Below are 19,821 nucleotides of genomic sequence, written 5' to 3' on the forward strand. Positions count from 1 at the left end.
AAGCTTAATATTTTGGGATCATCAATTACCCGCCGCAAAGTCAGCGATTCCTTTTGCCGAAGGTCCGACCAGAATAACCAGCAAAGGCGGCACCGTCAGGATCATTGTGGCAAGAGTCATCTTGGTTGGCAACTTGTTCGCGGCTTCTTCGGCGCGCATGACCCGTTTGTCGCGCATTTCGCCGGCGTACACCCGAAGCGCTTCGGCGATCGAGGTGCCGAATGTAGCGGACTGGATCATCACGGTCACGAATGAGCTGACATCCTGCACGCCGCAGCGGGTACCGAAATCACGCAGAACCGTGTCTTTGTCTTTACCGGCCTTCAGTTCATAAGCGACAATCTCGAACTCTTGCGCGATGTCGGGGTAGGAGACCTTCATCTCACGCGCAACCCGCACGATGGCCTGATCTAGCGATTGACCGGCTTCAACACAGACCAACATCAGGTCCAGCGTGTCAGGGAAGCCGGATGTGATCGCCTCGTTACGCTCGGCGACACGTCGGGTGATCCAGTAACGGGGGAGAAAATATCCTGCGCCAGCCGGAATCAGTACCCGAAGAGCCATTTGTTGGCCCGTGAATTCCTGATCGCCCGACAGCACAGTCACCAGCATGACTCCGATCAAAATACCCAGAATCCCCAATGCGAACTGTGCAAAGTGGAAGAAACGCACAGCATCCTTTGAATGGTAGCCGGCTTGCCGCAGCTTGAGCTGCATTGCCGAAAACTCGTCTTCGTTTTGAGGTTCAAGGAACGTCGCGAATTTTTCCAGCTGCTCGTTGCGGCTGGTGTTGCGAAGTTTGTCCTTCTTGGATTTTTTGTCGTACTTCGGTGCCGCAGTGGATTTTTGCAGCTTTTTCAGAGGGTCCTCTGGCTGGTTCAGCATCAGAGTGACGGCGATCACGATCATGATCAGTCCCAATACTCCGACCACGATAAGCGGGCCGAATTCACCAAGGTACTGTTTGATCAGGTCGTTGATTGGGGCCAGAACTTCCATGGTAATACCCTCAGACCTTAATGTTGGTAAGAACGCGCATCACGATCAGGTTCACCGTCAGCATGATGCCCACGAAGAAACAGGCCGGGATGAACCACGGATGGTCAAGCACGTCGTCGTAGTAATTGGGGTCTGTCACCATAATAAACAGCAGACAGAAAAGCGGGAAACCGGACAGAAACTTACCGGACCATTGCGCCTCGGCCGTGATCGCTTTTACACGTCGGAAAAGGCGGAAACGGGCCCGGATCACCTGTGCCAGACCGGCCAGAATTTCAGCAAGGTTGCCACCCGATTGCTGCTGAATACCAACAGCCACGGCCAGAAAGCGAAGGTCTTGCATGTCCAGACGCTCTGCCAGATCATTCAGTGCCTCGCCCACATCCCGGCCATAGGCGCATTCATCGGCAATGACGCCAAACTCGGTTCCCAGCGGATCCTGGACCTCGTTTGCGACAATCTGAATGGATGACACAAAAGGGTTACCCACGCGCAGTGATCGAACCATCAGTTCTACCGCGTCAGGTAGTTGTTCTTCCATCATGTTCATGCGTTTGTTAGCTTTGCGGTTCACCCACATGTAAACGCCGCCAACGCCGATAAAGATCGACAAAGCCACTCGCAGAACCAATTCTGTCGCTGTGCCGACGCTCAGGCCCACAAAAGCAAAACCCGACAACACGACCATGACCAGGATCAATTGCTTGGGAGAGAAAGCAATCGCTGCCTTCTGCGCCTTGTCAGCCAGAAGCGAATAAAGCGGGATGCTCTGGGTCTTCATATGCTGCTGCATTTCCTTGCGCAGCTGTTCCAGCACTTGTTCGCGCCCGACACCTTTGTCGAGCATGTCGAGGCGCCGGTTCACGCGGCTGTTCAGGCTGATGGATTTGCCGAACGCCACCAGATAGATGCCTTCGACCAGAGCGAACACCGCGACGAAGATCACGACATAGATGAGCGCCTCAACAGGCAGTTGCATTGTCAGATCTCCTACATATTCGTTGGTTCATAGACCGAAGCGGGCAGGTCAAAGCCCCACAGGCGGAACCGCTCGGAAAAGTGGCTGCGCACGCCGGTCGCGGTGAAATGACCAATGATCTTGTTGTCTGGCGTCAAGCCAACACGTTGGAACTTAAAGATTTCCTGCATCGAGATCACGTCGCCTTCCATGCCCGTAATCTCAGTGATTGAAGTCATCCGGCGTGAACCGTCCTGCAGACGGCTGGCCTGCACAATCAGGTTCACAGCAGACGAAATCTGGCTGCGAACCGCTTTGATCGGCATTTCGATTCCGGCCATTGCAATCATGTTTTCCAAACGCGAAATCCCATCTCGCGCCGAGTTGGCGTGGATCGTGGTCATTGAGCCGTCGTGGCCGGTGTTCATGGCCTGCAGCATGTCGATCACCTCGGCGCCACGCGTCTCGCCCACGATAATGCGGTCAGGGCGCATACGCAGAGCGTTTTTCAGACAATCGCGCGGGCTTACCTCACCCTTGCCTTCAACGTTGGGAGGGCGGCTTTCCATGCGACCCACATGGGTCTGTTGAAGCTGAAGTTCCGCCGTATCCTCAATCGTCAGGATACGCTCAGCGTCGTCGATGAAACTAGACAAGGCATTTAGAGTTGTGGTTTTACCCGAACCCGTACCACCCGACACGATAATGTTAAGACGGGTCGACACGGCGGCCTGAAGGTAAGCGGCCATTTCTTCGGTAAAGGCCCCAAAATTCACCAGGTCGTCGATGCCTAACTTGTCTTTCTTGAATTTACGAATCGAGACTAGCGACCCGTCAACCGCAATCGGCGGCACCATCGCGTTGAAACGCGAGCCATCGGCCAATCGTGCGTCAACATATGGATTGGATTCATCGACCCGGCGACCCACAGCGGATACGATCTTGTCGATGATCCGCATCAGGTGCTTCTCGTCCTTGAACGTGATGTCGCTGATTTCCAACTTACCGTGGCGTTCCACGAAGATCTGTTGCGGACCGTTGACCAGAATATCGTTGACGGAGTCGTCCTGCAGCAAGGTCTCAAGGGGGCCAAGACCCGTAACCTCGTCATACAGTTCCTTGTTCAACTGCGAGCGGTCCTCGCGGTTCAGAACAATATTACGCGTCTCCAGAATTTCGCTGACGATCGCACTGATTTCAGTGCGCAATTCAGATTCGCCTGCATTTTCAAGTGCCGCAAGGTTCAGGTTTTCCAGCAATTCGCGGTGCAGTTCGATCTTGATTTCGCCAAGGCGTTCCTTGCGCTTGCGATCGCGGTCTGCAACCACCGGTTCGGCGGCCTTTTTCTGCACAGGCCGCCGTGCGACAGCATTGGCCGTGGGCTTTTTTTCCGCAGCTGGAGCAGGAGCTGCGGCCGGAGTTTGAACCGGCTGCGCTTCGGGTTGTTTCTTGTAACGTGAAAACACGGCGGCTCTCTCCCTTTAGTACTGGTTACGCGGCCTCAGCGTCGCTGCTGCCCAAACTGTGAAGCGATTTCGCAAGCTTCGCGATTTCCCGACGCAGCGGATTCTTGGCGGCCGCACTGGCCAATGGTTGTCCGTGGTCACCACTTTGCATAACCGGTTTGCCGCCATCAGGCAGTTGCAGGTCTATGGAAATACCCAGGCTTTCGCCCATCCTCTTGACACGGCCTTTGCCATTCAGATCAGTGAATTTTGGCGCTCGATTCATAGCAAAACGCAGTTTGTTGAAGGGCAATTCCTCGGCCTGCAGGGCACGTTTCAGGCGCAATGCATTCTGGGCCGAACGCATGTCCAACTCGATCAAGGCAAAATACACATGTGCGGCCTGCAAAACGGTCTCGGACCAGTGAACCAGCGTCGAGGGCATGTCCACGATCACATAATCAAAGTTCCGGCGGGCCGTTTCGATAACGCGCTGAATATCTTCGGGTGTAATCAGATCCAGCGGCACCATGTCCGATGGAGCGGTCAGAACGTGCAGTTTTTCTTCATAGATCTGAAGCGCTTGCGAGAATACGTCGTCATCCATCGAGGATGTGTCCGACAGCATCTCAAAGACGGTTTCGCGCCGTGGCAAGTCCAAATAGGTCGAAACCGTGCCAAATTGCAGGTCCAGATCCAGCAGGCAAACAGAGGGGGCGTCTTTATCTGACACTGTGGCCAGTTCCCAAGCCAGATTGACCGCCATGGTGGTCGAGCCAACGCCTCCGGCAAGCCCATGTACTACAAACAGGGCGCCTTCTTTCGATTGGCCCTGTGCTGCTGGGGCAGCAGCTTGCTGAACGGCAACAGGGTCGGGTTGGTTCATGCGGGCGATAGCTTCTTGCAACTCGCCTTCGGGCAGAGGGTAGGGGACAAACTCGTCCGCGCCCTTGCGTAACAGCTGGTGCAAAGAGGCTGGTGTAACATCCTCGGCGATCAGAACGATCTTGATCTTCTTTTCTTTGGCTCGTGTGATGATTTCCCCCATCAAAGACAGGTTGTCTTCATCTTCGCCATCAATCGCCAAGGCGACAAATTCCAGAGAGTCCGCATCAGGCTGACTGAAAAACGCCAGTGCTTCGGCAAATCCAAGGTCACCCCATCGTTCCCCTAGTGCAGCTTCCATATCTTCGATCAGAAGGTCGAAATTCTGGACATCACGGCTGATGGTGCAGGCCAGAATGGCGTTTTTGTCATCTTGTGGCGATGCGCTTGTCATTAACACAATCCTTGTCGCGAGAGCCGCCCAACCCAGAGATTCCCCTTGGATTGTTCTTGCCCCGTCGCGGCCAGATCCGGCCGCAGGTCACCTAATTGTTGAAAATTTGGCTCGGAACTTAGGCAAGAATTAGGCGCAAAAGAACCAATTGTAGGGAAATGGGCGACGATGCCGCCCATTTCCTAGGGATTATTCACCGCTTTCTTCTGCGGAAACATCGTCACGCGCGATATAGCTTTGGCGTGTCGCGCTCCCGACATACTCGCGATAGATTATCGCAGCGTATTTGCCGTCCAGAAGCTGTGGATTACGATCCACAAAGCCTGACACTTCGGTCACAGTGCGCCGGTTGCGCCGATCCCTGTTCGGAGTGTCGATGAGGGGGCGCGATTTTCCGAACGACACGACCGCCTCAAGCCGGGACCGCGAGATTCCCTGACTTGTCAGGAAGGCGACCGCCGCATTGGCGCGTCGCTGGCCCAAAGCCTTGTTGTAGCTGGTCGAACCGACAGCATCCGTATGTCCGTAAACACGGAATCGGGCTTCGGGGAACTGTTTGATCCAATCGGCCTGCCGCAACAGGATTTGTTGCGCTGACGCGTCCAACTGAGCGCTGTCAAAAGCAAAGTTGATCTGCGTCGGAACTTCGGCTGCGAACCTCTGACCCAGGATCTGGGCATAGGTCAATTCGCCATTCATGACCTGGACATTGTTCAAGGTCGCGTTGCCGAACGTGCCTTGGTCTATTTCATACCCGGCCTCTCGCGTACAAGCGGCGACAGCGACCGAAAGACCTAGTGTGATGATCCACTTCTGCATTGGTCCTATCCTCCTATCAATCCAGCACGTAGCCATAAGAGCTGCCAAAGTCCTGTCTGGCGACTTCGGACGCGCCACCGGCTCCTGGACGTACAATGCGTGCAGTTTTGCCGTTTACGAACAGATCAAATTCGCTTGGCGGTTTGACCCGATCAGTCGGCAGGGCAAGTGCTTCACCACGTGTCGGAGACACTAGGTGCGCAGTGACAATGATGACCAGCTCACTTTGCTGGCGCTGGTACTGCGCACTACGGAACAGCGAACCAAGAACCGGCACATCGCCGAGCCATGGAATCTGGCTGTTCAGGTCGGTGAAATCGTCCTGAATCAGGCCTGCAATCGCAAAGCTTTCACCATCCCGCAGTTCAACCGTTGTTTTAGTCGTGCGCGCGATAAATGTCGGAACCGATGTGCCAGCAATCGAGAAGTCAGAGTTCGGATCGATACTGGAGACGGAGGTACCCATCTCTAGGTTGATCAGATTGCCGTCAACGACACGTGGAGTGAACAGAACCTGTACACCAAAGGCCCGATACTCAATGGCAATGTTGCCATCTTCTGCAGGCACTGGAATTGGAACCTCGCCACCAGCCAAGAATTCGGCTTCCTGACCCGACAGGGCAGACAGGTTGGGTTCCGCAAGACTGCGGGCAAGCCCTTTGTTTTCAAGCGCTTCCAGTAGCAAGCGAACCTGAGTGGAGCCGGCGCCGAAGCCGAATAGAATTGCACCGTTGTTGGTTTGCAGGAACGGAATGTTGCCGTTCAGCGCGTTGTTCAATGCACCTTGAGTGTTCAGACCATTGAAACCACCGCTCACATCTGTTCCCGAGAAACCAAGCGAAGCGGTCAGGCTTTTAGCCACTGAGCGATTCATCTCGGCAAAGCGTACTTTCAGCATGACTTGCTGTACGCCACCCACCGACATCAGATTCGAAACTCTCTCAGGTGCATAACGCTCGGCCAGTTCCAGTGCGCGCGACAGTTTTGAGCTACTGGAAACCGTACCGGATAGTACAATGCCGTCATTGGCCGTGCGCACTTCGATCGGTTCGCCTGGCAAAATTTGGACCAAACGCTCTTTGAATTCAGATACATCCGGAGAAACACGGACCCGAACGTTCGCCAGCAGGTTGCCAGCTCCATCAAACAGGGTCAGCGTGGTCAGGCCAGGGGCCTTACCCAACACATAAATTGTACGATCCGAAAGCGACGAGATGTCAGCAATGCCTGCATTGGCGATGCTGAGTTCTGCGAACGGTTCTTCGCTTTCCACCACAATTGCGCGGTTCATCGGAACGTCCAGCGTTTCCGCCGTTCCATTCTTAACCACGCGCAAAGTTTCAGCCCAGGCCGTATGGCCGACCGGACCAACTGTAAGCGCCAACCCAAGAAGGGTTGCGCCGATCCAAGTTCGTAATGTCATGTGACCTGCCTCTCCGATCACGCCTCGTTTTTTTGGGTCTATGCCCTATGCCAGGTAACACTGCGCGAATTACGAATTTATTGCAATAATCAAGGGTTTCTGGAATTTTCCTTATGTGGGGAATGCGCAACATGCGAAATGAAACAAGCCGCGCTGTTGGCGCGGCTTGTATTGTTAAATCTCTGATTTAACGTCAGTTTGTGCAAGGAATTTGCGTCTGAACGATTTCTCCGCCACGTCGAATGTTGGTAAAGCATTTCCGCTCCTCGGCCTTGACTGGAGCTGGGGCTGCTTTTTTGATTCCCAACAATTTTCGCTGGTCCACTTCGATAGCGCTTGCGACGGTGTCGTCCTGCACTCCGACCAAAGCCAGTGACATGCGACCTGTATTCTGCGCCTGCGCCAGAGCCGCGATTTCTTCCGGAGTGGCGGCAACTGTCACCGTGCGCGCAATTGTCGTTCCTGTCACATCAGAACCGGCAATTTGGTCTACGGCGATCAATTCAATGTTGGTCTGGATCAAGCGGGTGATTTCGGTGCCACCGCCCTCAAGATTTCTGCTGACGGTACCAGTCCAGTAGACATCTACATTGTCGCCCGGGCGCAGAAAGCCCGAAACACCAGACGCAACGTCCACACTGATGGCAAAAGCGCGTTTACCTTTTTCAATGCGCGAGGTCAGGCCAGCCGACTCCCCAGGATTAGTGACTTTGACTGCCATTAGAGCCTCGTCTTTTTCCATGGCTCTTAGGACGAATCGGTCACCCTTCGCGTTTTCAGGAAACAAAACGGCCATGTCGACGAAGCTACCTTCGGGGATAGCTTCATTCGGCCAATTGACGATGCGAACGTCTTCCTTGGACAGAGGCTCTCCGTATTTCATAGCTCGATTGGAAACAAGAACCCCTGTGGTCCCGGCCAATGCTGCATCTTCCAGTGCTTTTTGGGCAGCCAGGCGTTCTCGGGTGAGTTGGTCCTGATGTTGTGCGATGTAGTCCCGTGCCAAGTAGACGGCACCTCCGGCCAAAGCCACCCCGATAATCAGGACAAGTCCAAATACTGCACGCATTCAAGTCCCCTCGTATTGCTCTATTCTGGTTTATTCGTCGCAGCGTTACGACGATGCAATTCCTCGTAACGTCAAATTGTGTCGAAAACGGGGACAATTACGAAAAATTTAGCGAATGTAGGACTGCTCTCAGTTTGAGGTAATCCCCATCAGGGGTTTGAAGCAGAAAACTCAGTTTGAATGTCGTGTACTACGACATTGGCAACGGCAGCACCATTCTTGGCATCCAGCTCCCTTACGGGGTCGGCCAAGTACAGTCCGATGAAAGTGCCAAATCCAACCAACGCGGCGGTAAGCACAACCCAGTCAACGGTAACGGCTCCGTCTTCACGTTCTAAGATGTTCGCCAGTATCTTCAACATAGGAATACCAGTTTGCAATTGTCACAAAAATGGGGCCAAGCCTTTCCAAGCATGGCCCCACCGATAGTGATGTAACTTTAAAATTAGCCGCCGGTGGTGGTGCTGCCGCCGGTGGTGCTGCCGCCGCTAGTGGTGCCGCCGCCGAATGTGGTTGTGATGTCGGATACTGCTGTACCGGTAATTTCGGTGCCGATCCGACCAGACAGGTCTGCAGTACCATTGCCGATTGCGCTGTATGCAACTGCGGCCAGGCCGACGATAGCTGCGGTCAGAACGACCCAGTCAACTGTTACGGCGCCGTCTTCGTCTTTGCGGAAGTTCTTGATGAACTTGATCATGTTACGTCCCTCCTAAAGGATCAAAAGTCAAATAAACCTCGGCGTCTATCAGAGCTTTCTCTCTCAGTCCGCTCCCGACCGTCTCGGTATGGCACTATGATTGCCTGTCAGGCGTGGCAGGAATTGGGCCAAACACCATTTTTTTCCCTTTCAGCTTAACTTTTTGGTAGCTTTTTTGATAAGTATTTGAAAAGTAACGAATAAAAGTTCCATGCCGATAAGGGTGTTTTGTTTTGCAGATGCAAAATTGCGCCAAATGAGGCGAAATTGCCCCATTTCGTTGTGTTTCTCTGGCTTTACAAAGGGATTCGAGGTTCAAATCCCGTAAAAGAAAAAGCATGAGGCAGGCAAAATGAAACTCCGGGACGCAATGATCTGCGCCGGCGCGTTGGCGTGTATGATGTCAGGGCCTTTGCCCGCTGTTGCAAACGAGGTTGAACCCAGGGGCGTATATAAAAGAGTGAAGGCCCCTAAACCGGGGGCGCGGCCCAAGGTGACTGTTCAGATATCGCCCGAAGAACACGCGTCAGCACCGTTCGCACCCAGCACTGGGACCGCGATTGTCGTCCCCGAGATAATAAAGCGTACCAAGGTTGTGCCCCCCGGTGTTCCGGGGGCGGGATCGCAGAATAAGCCTGTTGGCTCTTACAAAGCTTTCTGGGACAAAATTTCACCTGCATTGGCCGAAGCAGGGGCTTGGCGTTTGGATGCAGCTATTAATGCGTTGGCTGCGACCAATGTCGCCTCGCCGCGATTGCAGACCCTTCAAAACATCGCTCAACAGCAGGGTCTCGAGATTCTGCGCTCGACCGTGGGGACCAATGTTTCACCCGCGCTAGTGCTTGCTGTGATCTCGGTCGAATCCGCGGGGCGAGCGGATGCGGTTAGTTCCGCTGGGGCACAGGGGTTGATGCAGCTGATGCCGGCAACCGCAAAGCGATTTGGCGTCAAGGACAGCTTTCAGCCGTCTCAGAATATCTCGGGTGGCGTGAAATACCTGAACTGGCTGATGGAAGAGTTCGGAAATGATCCGATCTTGGTTCTGGCGGGATATAACGCGGGTGAAGGTGCTGTGCGCAAACACAGTGGCGTACCACCTTATGCCGAGACGCGCGACTATGTGCCAAAGGTTCTTGCAGCCTTTCAGATTGCCAAGGCTTTGTGTTCGACGCCCCCCGAGCTGATCTCGGATGGCTGTGTGTTCCAGACCCTGAATTGAAAAAGACCCGCCAGAACTGGCGGGCCTTTTCAATCTTGCGGATCAGTTGACGATCTTGGCCTCAGTGGCGGCGCGAATCTCATCCTCGGTCACGCCTTCGGCGATTTCGATGATTTTTAGGCCACCGTCGACTACATCCAGAACGCCCAGATTGGTGATTATGCGATCCACGACCTTTTTGCCGGTTAGAGGTAGTGTGCATTTCTGCAGCAGCTTGGACTTTCCGTGCTTGTTGGTGTGATCCATCACGACGATCACGCGGCCAACACCGGCCACAAGATCCATCGCGCCGCCCATGCCTTTGACCAGAACGCCGGGAATCATCCAATTGGCCAGATCGCCTTCTTCATCGACCTCCATCGCGCCCAGAACCGCTGCAGCAATCTTGCCGCCCCGGATCATGCCAAAGGACGTGGCGCTGTCGAAATAGGAGGTGCGCGACAATTCAGTGATCGTCTGTTTGCCTGCGTTGATCAGGTCAGGGTCTTCTTCACCCTCGAACGGGAAGGGGCCCATGCCCAGCATGCCGTTCTCGGATTGCAGGGTGATGTCTTTGTCTCCCACATAGTTCGCCACCAGCGTCGGAATCCCGATGCCGAGGTTTACATACATGCCGTCTTCCAGCTCTTGCGCCGCGCGGGCGGCCATCTGATTTCGGTCCCAGGGCATTATGCGTCCTCCTTCTGGCGGGTGGTGCGCTGTTCGATGCGCTTTTCGTGATCGCCCTGAATGATGCGGTGCACGTAGATGCCGGGCAGGTGGATCTGATCGGGGTCCAACGAGCCACGAGGCACAATCTCTTCAACCTCGGCGACGCAAATCTTGCCGCAGGTCGCAGCGGGCACGTTGAAATTGCGGGCTGTCTTACGAAAGATCAGATTTCCGGTGTCGTCGGCCTTCCATGCCTTAACGATGGCCAGATCGGCAAAGATGCCTTCTTCCATGATATAAGTTTCGCCGTTGAAGTCTTTGTGCTCTTTACCCTCGGCGATCACGGTGCCCACGCCGGTTTTGGTATAGAAACCGGGGATACCCGCACCACCGGCACGCATACGTTCGGCCAGAGTGCCCTGCGGGTTGAACTCCAGCTCAAGCTCCCCAGCCAGGTACTGACGCATGAATTCCGCGTTTTCGCCGACATATGAGCTGATCATTTTCTTGACCTGCTTGGTCTGCAGTAGGATGCCGATGCCGAAATCATCGACGCCCGCATTGTTCGAGGCAAAGGTCAAATCCTGAGCACCCGAGTCTTTGATCGCCTCCAACAGCAGTTCAGGAATGCCGCACAGGCCGAACCCGCCTGCGGCAATCAGCATGCCATCCGTCAGCACTCCATCAAGCGCTTCGGTGGCATTGGCATAGATTTTCTTCATGGAAAACTCCCCCAATGACATGGTGATGGGCAGGTTGTGCCGCCACGTCACGGGGAAGTCAACGAATCCAAGGGAGTGGTGGTATTTCTACCTAACCGTCCCTATGTGGCTGCCTTCTTGGTGGTTTTCTTGGCAGCAGCTTTTTTCTTGGGTGCGGCCTTTTTCTTGGTGCCTTTCTTGGCCGCCCGCTCATTGACCAATTCGATGGCCATTTCCTGGGTCACATCCTCGGGCTTGATGTCCTTAGGGATGGTGGCGTTGACCTTTTCCCATTTCACATAAGGCCCGTAGCGCCCATCAAGAACCTGCATTGCACCGCCATCGGGGTGGTCGCCCAGTTCCTTAAGTGGCTTTGCTGCGGCCCGGCGCCCACGCCCCGGATTGGCGCGCTTCTCAGCCAGCATTTCAACCGCCCGGTTCATGCCGATCTCGAACACATCATTGGGGTCCTTGAGGTTGGCATAGACCGGCTTTGCTTCTTCCGGCAACTGGTGCATCAGATAAGGACCGAACCGTCCGAAATTCGAGCTGATCATGCCGCCTTCGGGATGCTCGCCGATCTGGCGGGGCAGGGACAGCAGAGTCAGCGCCTTGTCGAGATCCATGTCATCCTTGCTCCACCCGCGGGGCAGAGATGCACGCGGCGGCTTTTTATTCTCTGGCGTAGGTTCACCGCGCTGGACATATGGTCCAAAGCGGCCGGATTTCAGCCAGATCTCATCGCCCGCATCCTCTCCCAGCAGACGCTCGTCGCCTTCAGCCCCTTCGCCCGCGATGGGGCGGGTATAAGTGCATTCGGGATAGTTGCCGCAGCCTACAAAGCCACCGGTGCGCGAGGTTTTAAGGTGTAACTGGCCCGTGCCGCATTTCGGGCAGATACGGGGATCCGAGCCATCCTCACGCGGAGGATACAGCTGTGGCGCCAGCGCCTCATCCAGTTTCGACAGCACCTCGGAAATGCGCAGTTCTGATGTTTCGCCAATCGCCGCTGAGAAGTCGCGCCAGAACTTGCCCAGCAGGTCTTTGTAATCGCGATCCCCGGCGCTGACGTCATCCAGCTGTTCTTCCAGATTGGCGGTAAACTCATAGCCCACATACTGCCGGAAGAAGTTCAACAGGAAGATCGTGACAATCCGTCCCTTTTCTTCGGGGATCAGCCGGTTCTTGTCCTTGCGCACATATTCCCGATCCTGAATCGTAGTCACAATTGAGGCATAGGTCGATGGCCGACCAATCCCCAGCTCTTCCATCCGCTTGACCAAGGTGGCCTCGGTATAACGTGGCGGCGGTTGGGTGTGATGTTGCAAGGCCAGAACAGATTCGTTGTCGGACAAAATAGCGGCCTTGTCTTCGGCCTTGGCGAACTGATCTTTCAGCGACGTTTTTGCAAACGGAGCTGGATCACCTTGCATGATCTGCGGCAGTCGCTTTTCATCGTCATCGGCCACATCATCGCGACCCTCTTCGTAGACGCGCATGAAACCGTCAAACAGTACCACCTGACCAGTGGCGCGCAGGCCGACCTGACCATCCGCGCTGCCGACCTCGACCGTCGTCCGCTCAAGTCGCGCGGCGGCCATCTGACAGGCGATGGTACGTTTCCAGATCAAGTCATAGAGCTTGCGCTGATCCTCATCCGTAACCTTCAGGGCCTTTGCATCGCGCGACATATCCGTGGGGCGGATACATTCGTGGGCTTCCTGAGCGTTCTTGGCTTTGTTCTTATACATGCGCGGGCTGTCCGGCACATATTCCGTGCCATAACGGTCGGCAATCGCGTCACGAGCAGCGGCGACTGCCTCAGGAGCCATGTCGATGCCGTCAGTTCGCATATAAGTAATGTAGCCTGCCTCATAAAGTCGCTGTGCCACTTGCATGGCGTGGCGTGCGCCCATGCCAAATTTGCGGCTGGCTTCCTGCTGCAGGGTCGAGGTCATGAAAGGCGCAGAGGGATTGCGCGCAGCGGGCTTGGCTTCGACCGAAGTAACGCTTAATGCGCGGCTCGTGATTGCCTGAACTGCCAGTTCCGCCTGTGTGGCGTTGGCCAAGTCGTGCTTGTCCAGCTTTTTACCGGCCAGCGTGACCAGACGGGCCTCATAAGTCTGGCCACGCGGCGTTTCGAACAGGGCCCGCACCGACCAGTATTCTACAGGTTTGAAAGCCTCGATCTCCATCTCGCGCTCGACGATCAGGCGCAGGCAGACCGATTGTACCCGACCCGCTGATTTCGCACCCGGAAGCTTGCGCCACAGGACCGGAGACAGGTTGAACCCAACCAGATAATCCAACGCGCGGCGGGCCAGATAGGCCTCGACCAGCGGCATGTCGACCTCACGCGGGTTCTGCATGGCCTCGGTCACCGCGTCCTTGGTGATGGCGTTGAAGGTCACCCGGCTCACGGGCGTGTCCTTCTTGATCGAGCGGCGCTTTGTCAGCGCCTCTTGCAGGTGCCAGCTAATCGCCTCGCCCTCACGGTCGGGGTCAGTCGCAAGGATCAGGGCGTTGTCTTCCTTTAGCGCATCAGCGATGGCTTTGACATGTTTGCGGCTGTCGTTGCCGACCTCCCATTTCATCTCAAATTCATGCTCGGGGTCGACGGAACCGTCCTTGGGCGGCAGGTCGCGGACGTGGCCGTAAGACGCCAGAACCGTGTAGTCGGGGCCAAGATATTTATTGATTGTTTTGGCCTTGGCAGGGGATTCTACAACAACTACAGGCATTTAAGGGGAAACCTCGCTCGACGGATTGGGCGCCTTCTATGATGGTGCAAGATGTGTAGGGCAAGAGCGAATTGTCAATGCGTTCCTTTCAAAACTGGAATTTAACGGCGTTTTCAGAGCGATAGCCGCATATTTTTTCGTCGTGAGCGAGGAAACACTGCTCAGGCCGTCAGGGACAGTAGTCCGCCGGGCTGGCGTTGGATGCGCCCGTCAAGCTCCAGGTCGACCAGCGCTGGGCCAATCTCGCCCGCTGTGGCGGCGATATCCCGGATCAGCTGATCTTCGGCAATGGGCGACGGTCCAAGCCGTGCCAGTATTTCGTGATGCAGTGTCGCCCCAGACGCGGCGGGTGTGGGCGTTACTTCGGGCAATGGGGCCTCGAACAGATCTGTCTGTTGCTTCGGCAAAGCCTCGATTACGTCTTCTGCTGATCGTACCAAAGTTGCCCCGTCGCGGATCAACAGGTTACATCCTGCCGCGCGCGCATCGAAGGGATGGCCAGGTACGGCCAGAACCTCACGCCCCTGATCCAGCGCGTCCCGCGCGGTGATCAAGCTGCCGGACTTGGCTGCCGCTTCGACCACCACAACCGCCTGCGCCAAGCCCGAGATGATCCGATTGCGGCGGGGAAAGTGCCGGGCTTGGGGGGGTACGCCAATGGGTTGTTCGGACAAACGCAGGCCGGATCGGGCGATATCCTTTGCCAGATCGGTGTTTTCGGCAGGGTAAATCATATCCACGCCCCCGGCCATGACCGCCACAGTGCCCGTGTCCAGTGCCGCCATATGCGCCGAGGTATCAATCCCGCGCGCAAGACCCGAGACCACGACAAACCCTTGTTTGCCTAGTTCAGACGCCAGACCGCGTGCCATCCGCGCGCCCAGAGATGAGCAATTGCGCGCCCCGACCAACGCGATAGACGGTGTACGCAACACAGACACATCGCCAATGGCCCACAGCATCGGCGGGGCATCGGTCAGATCGTTTAGGGCATTCGGGAAATCAACGGACCCAAGGCACAAAAGCTGCGCATTTGCAGCTTTTGCGGCCTTGAGTTCCGCCTCAACCACGCCGGGCGGGCAAATTTCATACCCTTTTATTCCGGCAGCACGTGCCATTTCAGGCAGTGCGGCCAGCGCGTTCTGCGCCGAGCCATGTTCCCGCAGCAGCCGACGAAACGTCGCCGGGCCAACCTTGCGAGAGCGCAACAGACGAAGCCAGGAAAACCGATCCTCTTCCGTGGTGGGTGGGAGTGTGGGGTGATAGGAAGAATGCTGCTCTTCAGTCATCCGATGCTCCGCCTGATTGCAGAACTGGTTTACGACTGAGGGGGTTAACAGCTTGTGAATCCTGTCAAATTATTCGGATAATTTTCCTGAGTTGACGCGTAATTCTACGTAAGTGTCAGATATTATTTGAAAAATAAAGCGCCGACTCGAAAGGTGGATCTTCAAGCCGGCGTCAATGTTTGGTGATCGTCGAAGCGCGGGGTTAACCTTATCCGTGACCGATTCTGTGTCAGGCGGCCGATCCGCCGACGGTCAGGCCGTCCATCAGAACGGTTGGCTGGCCGACGCCCACTGGCACCCATTGGCCATCTTTTCCGCAGGTGCCCATGCCAGGATCAAGTGCCATATCATTGCCAAGCCCTCTGATGCGGTTCAGGGCGGATGGCCCGTCACCGATCAAGGTTGCACCTTTGACCGGAGCGCCAATCTTGCCGTTCTCGACGCGGTACGCTTCAGTGCAAGAGAACACGAACTTGCCGTTGGTGATATCAACCTGCCCACCGCCAAAGCCCACGGCCCAGATACCGTCTTTGATATCCGCCACAAGTGAAGCCGGATCGGCGTTGCCGCCCAGCATCACAGTATTGGTCATTCGTGGCATTGGTTTATGCGCATAGCTTTGCCGCCGCCCGTTCCCAGTGGCCGACACATTCATCAGACGCGCATTCTGACGGTCCTGCATATAGCCCGTCAAAACGCCATCTTCGATCAGCACTGTCCGCGAACTGGGCGTACCTTCGTCATCCACAGTGATCGACCCCCGACGATCAGCAATCGTACCGTCATCCACGACGGTCACGCCTTTTGATGCGATTTGTTGCCCCATCAGGCCAGCGAAGGCGGAACTGCCCTTGCGGTTGAAATCGCCTTCCAGCCCGTGACCAATGGCCTCGTGCAATAGAATACCGGGCCAGCCGGGGCCGAGGGCCACCTCCATCACGCCAGCCGGGGCAGGGACGGCGTCCAGATTGACCAAGGCGATCCGCAGGGCTTCACGCGCCTTGTCTTGCCAGTCGGATGAGTCGATCAGGCCATCCAGTCCCACGCGACCACCGCCACCGGCCGAGCCGCTTTCGCGGCGACCGTTCTGTTCGACAATGACCGAGATATTCAGCCGGGTCATCGGGCGCACATCGCGAACCAGGACACCGTCGGGGCGCAGAATCTCAACCTCCTGCACAGCAGCGGCGATGGTGGCACTGACCTGCACAACGCGCGGGTCAAGATCGCGGGAAAAGGCGTCTATCTCGCGCAGGGTCTCGATTTTCACCGGGAAACTTGCGGATTCGATCGGGTCTTCGTCAGTATAAAGTCGCGCGTTGGTGGCGCGCGGCGCCTCGGCCAACGTGCCGCCACCGTCGCCAACTGCCAAACGCGCCGTTTCTGCGGCTCGCTTCAATGCCGGGATCGACACGTCGGTGGAATGCGCATAACCCGCCACTTCACCTTGCACCGCCCGCAAGCCGAAACCTTCGGAAGCATCATAGGACGCCGTCTTTAAGCGCCCGTCGTCAAAGACCAGAGACTCGGATTTCCGCCGCTCGACAAACAACTCTCCGTCCTCGGCGCCGGCTGTGGCTGACTGCAAAACCGCAAGCGCTTCGTCTTGCGGAAGAACGGTTTCAAACGGGCGAAACGGATCATTGGGCATCGGTTGGGACCTTTCGAGTTTGATCCAGATCAAAAATAGCGTCTGTTTGACGCAAGCATTTTGCTTTATCTACCCGCCGGAATATGGTTTTTAACGCGGCCAAAGACAACGGGAGAGGTGCGACTGATTCACACCTTTTCGCCAGAGAAGCTAAGATCAGACGATCAGGACAGAAAATGAAGAATGCTTTGATGCTTTCGGGGTTCATGACAGCCCTCTCCAGCCTTCCCGCCATGGCTCAGGAGCTTGAGATTATTGGCAAGCCGGTTCCCGGCGGTGTAAATTTCCAGCCTGCAGCCACAGACCTTGCCGAAGGGATTCACAACCTGGATGCGATGATTCTGGTGATCATCACCGTCATCTGTTTGCTGGTCGCGGGCCTGCTGGTCTACTGTATCATGCGCTACAATCAGCGCGTAAACCCAACGCCAGCGCGATTCTCGCACTATACCCCTGTTGAAATCGCCTGGACGCTGGGGCCGATTCTTGTTCTGGTCTTTATCGGTGCGTTCTCACTGCCGGTGCTGTTCAAACAGCAGGAGATTCCCGAAGGCGACGTTGTCATCAAAGTGGTGGGCAACCAGTGGTATTGGACTTACGAATATGTTGATCACGACTTTGCGTTCGACAGCTACCTGCTGGGCCACCCCGCGACTCTGGACGAAGGTGCCCGCCCGGCGGATGCCGACGTAACCCCGTTTGTTCTGGATGATGCAATGCGTGCCAAGCTGGCTGATGCCGGTTACAGCGATGACGAATGGTTGCTGGCTACCGATACCGCCGTTGTTGTGCCCGTTGGTAAGATCATTGTTATGCAGGTGACGGCTTCGGACGTAATCCACTCGTGGACCATTCCGTCCTTCGGCGTAAAGCAGGACGGCGTCCCGGGTCGTCTGGCAGAGCTGTGGTTCCAGGCTGACAAAGAAGGCGTTTACTTCGGTCAGTGTTCGGAACTGTGCGGCAAGGACCACGCCTATATGCCGATAACCGTCAAAGTGGTCAGCGAAGAGGCATATGAGCAATGGCTGCAAGGCGCTCTGGAAGAGTATGCAGGCCAGCCCGCAGCCTATCAGGTTGCCTCGAACTGATCTTGGCTTCGGCCGGATAAATACATGATGCAGGCTGCGCGGTGATCGCGCAGCTTTCGCCCCAGAAGGACCCGAAATGAGCGACGCAAGCTTCAATGCCAGCACCGTAACCGCGCAGACCCGCGCGGACGAGGCCAGCTTTGGCGATTATTTCGCCCTGCTGAAGCCACGGGTCATGTCGCTGGTGGTGTTTACCGCTCTGGTTGGTCTGTTGGCGGCTCCTGTGCCGGTACATCCCTTTATTGGCTTCTGCGCCATTTTGTTTATTGCCATTGGCGGCGGTGCCTCGGGCGCGCTGAACATGTGGTGGGATGCGGATATCGATAAAGTTATGAAGCGCACCAAGGGCCGCCCGATTCCGTCCGGTAAAGTGGACGCTGGCGAGGCAATGGCCATCGGTTTGGCGCTGTCTGGCTTGTCGGTGATCATGCTGGGTCTGGCGACCAATTGGTTCGCCGGAGCTTTCCTGGGCTTCACCATCTTTTTCTATGTTGTCGTCTACACTATGTGGCTGAAACGTTCGACGCCTCAGAACATCGTGATCGGTGGTGCGGCAGGGGCCTTCCCACCGGTGATCGGTTGGGTCGCGGCCACGGGATCAATGACGCTTGAACCGTGGCTGATGTTCGCCCTGACTTTCATGTGGACCCCGCCGCATTTTTGGGCACTGGCGCTGTTCATGCGCTCGGATTACGACGATGCGGGTGTGCCGATGCTGACCGTGACCCACGGTCGCCGCGCGACGCGCTGGCATATTCTTGTCTATACCGTGCTGCTGGCTCTGCTGGCGGTTGGCACCGCGTTCTCGGGCATTGGCGGTCCGATCTATCTGGCGGTTGCGGTTGTGATGAACGCCCTGTTCCTGCGCGGTGCATGGCGGATTTCGCGCCGGACCGAGGATGACTCGGAGGCCGATAACTTCAAGGTCGAGCGTTCTTTCTTCAAGCTTTCGCTGCTCTACCTGTTCCTGCATTTCGGTGCGATTCTGGCCGAAGCACTGCTGAAACCCTATGGGTTGGGAGGATGGTCATGAGCCTACGCAAAAGCCATGAACTGCATCAACGCCGGTTCAGCCGCAATCTGGGGGTGGGACTGACTCTGGCTGCCTTCATCGTGATCATTTTCGGGCTGACGATCGTAAAGGTCTCGGGCACAAGCCTGGGTCAGTCTGTGCAAGAGGTGCAGAACTGATGCCTTTGTCCGGTCCGCAAAAAACGGTGATGCAGACGGTCAGTGTGGTCGTGTTGATGGGAGGCTTGGCCTGGGCGGCGGTGCCGTTTTACGACTGGTTCTGCAGGGTCACTGGTTTTGGCGGCACGGTTGGTGTAGCCGAAACCGCGCCCGAGGATATTCTGGACCGCAAGGTTACCGTGCGCTTTGACGCCTCGAAAGCCAAAGGCATGGCGTGGGAGTTCAAACCGGTCGAGCGTGAGATGGAAGTGCGCATCGGTGAGACCGGACTGGCCTTTTACGAAGCCCACAACCCGACCGACCGTCCGATTGCCGGGCAAGCGTCTTACAACGTCGCGCCGTATTCGGCCGGTGGGTATTTTCAAAAAATCGCCTGTTTCTGCTTTGAAGAGCAGGTGCTGCAACCCGGTGAACGGGTGCAGATGCCCGTAACCTTCTTCGTCGACCCGGAAATCGTCGAGGATCTGGAAGCCAAGTATATTCATACGATTACTCTGTCGTATACATTCTACGAAATAGACCTGCCCGAGGGCTACGCCGCCCTGGATGAGCAGGCAGATACAAACACGAACTAACGCCTGTAGGTGAGGGACGC

At 56.1% G+C, this 19,821-nt stretch carries 19 protein-coding genes; 5 read left to right on the forward strand and 14 right to left on the reverse strand.

What is annotated here, in order from left to right; all coding sequences use genetic code 11:
- Nucleotides 1-21: 21 nt before the first annotated feature.
- The 9 genes from ACR0DT_RS09115 to ACR0DT_RS09155 all read right to left on the reverse strand — a co-directional run bounded on the left by ACR0DT_RS09115 (nucleotide 22) and on the right by ACR0DT_RS09155 (nucleotide 8,695).
- Nucleotides 22-1,002: a type II secretion system F family protein gene (locus tag ACR0DT_RS09115; protein WP_480710423.1), complete on the reverse strand. Its 981-nt coding sequence runs from the start codon at nucleotides 1,000-1,002 to the stop codon at nucleotides 22-24.
- A 10-nt stretch (nucleotides 1,003-1,012) separates the two neighbouring features.
- Nucleotides 1,013-1,981 carry a type II secretion system F family protein gene (locus tag ACR0DT_RS09120; protein WP_480710424.1) on the reverse strand — a complete coding sequence of 323 codons (969 nt, stop codon included), beginning with the start codon at nucleotides 1,979-1,981 and terminating at the stop codon, nucleotides 1,013-1,015.
- Between the two features lie 11 nt (nucleotides 1,982-1,992).
- Nucleotides 1,993-3,426, reverse strand: coding sequence for a TadA family conjugal transfer-associated ATPase (locus tag ACR0DT_RS09125; protein ID WP_480710425.1), 1,434 nt, complete (start codon nucleotides 3,424-3,426; stop codon nucleotides 1,993-1,995).
- Nucleotides 3,427-3,451: 25 nt separating this feature from the next.
- Entirely contained in the window at nucleotides 3,452-4,684 is a 1,233-nt protein-coding gene (locus ACR0DT_RS09130; protein ID WP_480710426.1) for a CpaE/TadZ family protein, read from the reverse strand.
- Between the two features lie 189 nt (nucleotides 4,685-4,873).
- Nucleotides 4,874-5,503 (reverse strand): OmpA family protein, encoded by a 630-nt coding sequence (locus ACR0DT_RS09135; protein WP_480710427.1) that lies wholly within the window; start codon nucleotides 5,501-5,503, stop codon nucleotides 4,874-4,876.
- A 16-nt stretch (nucleotides 5,504-5,519) separates the two neighbouring features.
- A complete protein-coding gene (locus ACR0DT_RS09140; RefSeq protein ID WP_480710428.1) occupies nucleotides 5,520-6,926 on the reverse strand; it encodes a type II and III secretion system protein family protein in 1,407 nt (468 codons plus the stop codon).
- Between the two features lie 193 nt (nucleotides 6,927-7,119).
- A complete protein-coding gene (cpaB, locus tag ACR0DT_RS09145; RefSeq protein ID WP_480710429.1) occupies nucleotides 7,120-7,995 on the reverse strand; it encodes a Flp pilus assembly protein CpaB in 876 nt (291 codons plus the stop codon).
- 149 nt (nucleotides 7,996-8,144) lie between these two features.
- A complete protein-coding gene (locus tag ACR0DT_RS09150) occupies nucleotides 8,145-8,357 on the reverse strand; it encodes a hypothetical protein (protein ID WP_480710430.1) in 213 nt (70 codons plus the stop codon).
- 83 nt (nucleotides 8,358-8,440) lie between these two features.
- Nucleotides 8,441-8,695, reverse strand: coding sequence for a Flp family type IVb pilin (locus tag ACR0DT_RS09155; RefSeq protein ID WP_480710431.1), 255 nt, complete (start codon nucleotides 8,693-8,695; stop codon nucleotides 8,441-8,443).
- Between the two features lie 352 nt (nucleotides 8,696-9,047).
- Between ACR0DT_RS09155 and ACR0DT_RS09160 the strand changes: the two genes are divergently transcribed.
- On the forward strand, nucleotides 9,048-9,914 hold the full coding sequence (locus ACR0DT_RS09160; protein WP_480710432.1) for a lytic transglycosylase domain-containing protein: 867 nt from the start codon (nucleotides 9,048-9,050) through the stop codon (nucleotides 9,912-9,914).
- 42 nt (nucleotides 9,915-9,956) lie between these two features.
- Here ACR0DT_RS09160 and ACR0DT_RS09165 read toward each other — a convergent pair whose 3' ends face one another.
- From ACR0DT_RS09165 to tldD, 5 genes are all read right to left on the reverse strand, one after another.
- Nucleotides 9,957-10,583, reverse strand: a complete 627-nt coding sequence (locus ACR0DT_RS09165) for a CoA transferase subunit B (RefSeq protein ID WP_480710433.1) — start codon at nucleotides 10,581-10,583, stop codon at nucleotides 9,957-9,959.
- Nucleotides 10,583-11,287, reverse strand: a complete 705-nt coding sequence (locus ACR0DT_RS09170; protein WP_480710434.1) for a CoA transferase subunit A — start codon at nucleotides 11,285-11,287, stop codon at nucleotides 10,583-10,585. Before ACR0DT_RS09170 ends, ACR0DT_RS09165 begins: the two co-directional genes overlap by 1 nt.
- Before the next feature lie 101 nt (nucleotides 11,288-11,388).
- Entirely contained in the window at nucleotides 11,389-14,007 is a 2,619-nt protein-coding gene (topA, locus tag ACR0DT_RS09175) for a type I DNA topoisomerase (RefSeq protein WP_480710435.1), read from the reverse strand.
- 161 nt (nucleotides 14,008-14,168) lie between these two features.
- Nucleotides 14,169-15,296, reverse strand: a complete 1,128-nt coding sequence (gene dprA / locus ACR0DT_RS09180) for a DNA-processing protein DprA (RefSeq protein WP_480710436.1) — start codon at nucleotides 15,294-15,296, stop codon at nucleotides 14,169-14,171.
- 229 nt (nucleotides 15,297-15,525) lie between these two features.
- Nucleotides 15,526-16,947: a metalloprotease TldD gene (gene tldD, locus ACR0DT_RS09185; protein ID WP_480710437.1), complete on the reverse strand. Its 1,422-nt coding sequence runs from the start codon at nucleotides 16,945-16,947 to the stop codon at nucleotides 15,526-15,528.
- 176 nt (nucleotides 16,948-17,123) lie between these two features.
- On the opposite strand from tldD, the gene coxB reads away from it, so the two are divergent.
- From coxB to ACR0DT_RS09205, 4 genes are all read left to right on the forward strand, one after another.
- Nucleotides 17,124-18,035, forward strand: a complete 912-nt coding sequence (coxB, locus tag ACR0DT_RS09190) for a cytochrome c oxidase subunit II (protein WP_480710438.1) — start codon at nucleotides 17,124-17,126, stop codon at nucleotides 18,033-18,035.
- A 76-nt stretch (nucleotides 18,036-18,111) separates the two neighbouring features.
- The gene (gene cyoE, locus ACR0DT_RS09195; RefSeq protein WP_480710439.1) at nucleotides 18,112-19,068 is read left to right on the forward strand and encodes a heme o synthase; all 957 of its coding nucleotides are present in this window, start codon (nucleotides 18,112-18,114) and stop codon (nucleotides 19,066-19,068) included.
- On the forward strand, nucleotides 19,065-19,226 hold the full coding sequence (locus tag ACR0DT_RS09200; protein ID WP_480710440.1) for a hypothetical protein: 162 nt from the start codon (nucleotides 19,065-19,067) through the stop codon (nucleotides 19,224-19,226). Before cyoE ends, ACR0DT_RS09200 begins: the two co-directional genes overlap by 4 nt.
- Entirely contained in the window at nucleotides 19,226-19,801 is a 576-nt protein-coding gene (locus ACR0DT_RS09205) for a cytochrome c oxidase assembly protein (RefSeq protein WP_480710441.1), read from the forward strand. Before ACR0DT_RS09200 ends, ACR0DT_RS09205 begins: the two co-directional genes overlap by 1 nt.
- Nucleotides 19,802-19,821 lie beyond the last annotated feature (20 nt).

Source organism: Ruegeria sp. BI11 (genome assembly GCF_056538005.1).

Coding starts and splice junctions, on each gene's coding strand:
- ACR0DT_RS09155 (WP_480710431.1), bottom strand. CDS start 8,695: ATGATCAAGTTCATCAAGAACTTCCGCAAAGACGAAGACGGCGCCGTA.
- topA (WP_480710435.1), bottom strand. CDS start 14,007: ATGCCTGTAGTTGTTGTAGAATCCCCTGCCAAGGCCAAAACAATCAAT.
- ACR0DT_RS09150 (WP_480710430.1), bottom strand. CDS start 8,357: ATGTTGAAGATACTGGCGAACATCTTAGAACGTGAAGACGGAGCCGTT.
- ACR0DT_RS09170 (WP_480710434.1), bottom strand. CDS start 11,287: ATGAAGAAAATCTATGCCAATGCCACCGAAGCGCTTGATGGAGTGCTG.
- tldD (WP_480710437.1), bottom strand. CDS start 16,947: ATGCCCAATGATCCGTTTCGCCCGTTTGAAACCGTTCTTCCGCAAGAC.
- cyoE (WP_480710439.1), top strand. CDS start 18,112: ATGAGCGACGCAAGCTTCAATGCCAGCACCGTAACCGCGCAGACCCGC.
- ACR0DT_RS09135 (WP_480710427.1), bottom strand. CDS start 5,503: ATGCAGAAGTGGATCATCACACTAGGTCTTTCGGTCGCTGTCGCCGCT.
- ACR0DT_RS09115 (WP_480710423.1), bottom strand. CDS start 1,002: ATGGAAGTTCTGGCCCCAATCAACGACCTGATCAAACAGTACCTTGGT.
- cpaB (WP_480710429.1), bottom strand. CDS start 7,995: ATGCGTGCAGTATTTGGACTTGTCCTGATTATCGGGGTGGCTTTGGCC.
- ACR0DT_RS09200 (WP_480710440.1), top strand. CDS start 19,065: ATGAGCCTACGCAAAAGCCATGAACTGCATCAACGCCGGTTCAGCCGC.
- ACR0DT_RS09140 (WP_480710428.1), bottom strand. CDS start 6,926: ATGACATTACGAACTTGGATCGGCGCAACCCTTCTTGGGTTGGCGCTT.
- ACR0DT_RS09130 (WP_480710426.1), bottom strand. CDS start 4,684: ATGACAAGCGCATCGCCACAAGATGACAAAAACGCCATTCTGGCCTGC.
- ACR0DT_RS09205 (WP_480710441.1), top strand. CDS start 19,226: ATGCCTTTGTCCGGTCCGCAAAAAACGGTGATGCAGACGGTCAGTGTG.
- coxB (WP_480710438.1), top strand. CDS start 17,124: ATGAAGAATGCTTTGATGCTTTCGGGGTTCATGACAGCCCTCTCCAGC.
- dprA (WP_480710436.1), bottom strand. CDS start 15,296: ATGACTGAAGAGCAGCATTCTTCCTATCACCCCACACTCCCACCCACC.
- ACR0DT_RS09165 (WP_480710433.1), bottom strand. CDS start 10,583: ATGCCCTGGGACCGAAATCAGATGGCCGCCCGCGCGGCGCAAGAGCTG.
- ACR0DT_RS09120 (WP_480710424.1), bottom strand. CDS start 1,981: ATGCAACTGCCTGTTGAGGCGCTCATCTATGTCGTGATCTTCGTCGCG.
- ACR0DT_RS09160 (WP_480710432.1), top strand. CDS start 9,048: ATGAAACTCCGGGACGCAATGATCTGCGCCGGCGCGTTGGCGTGTATG.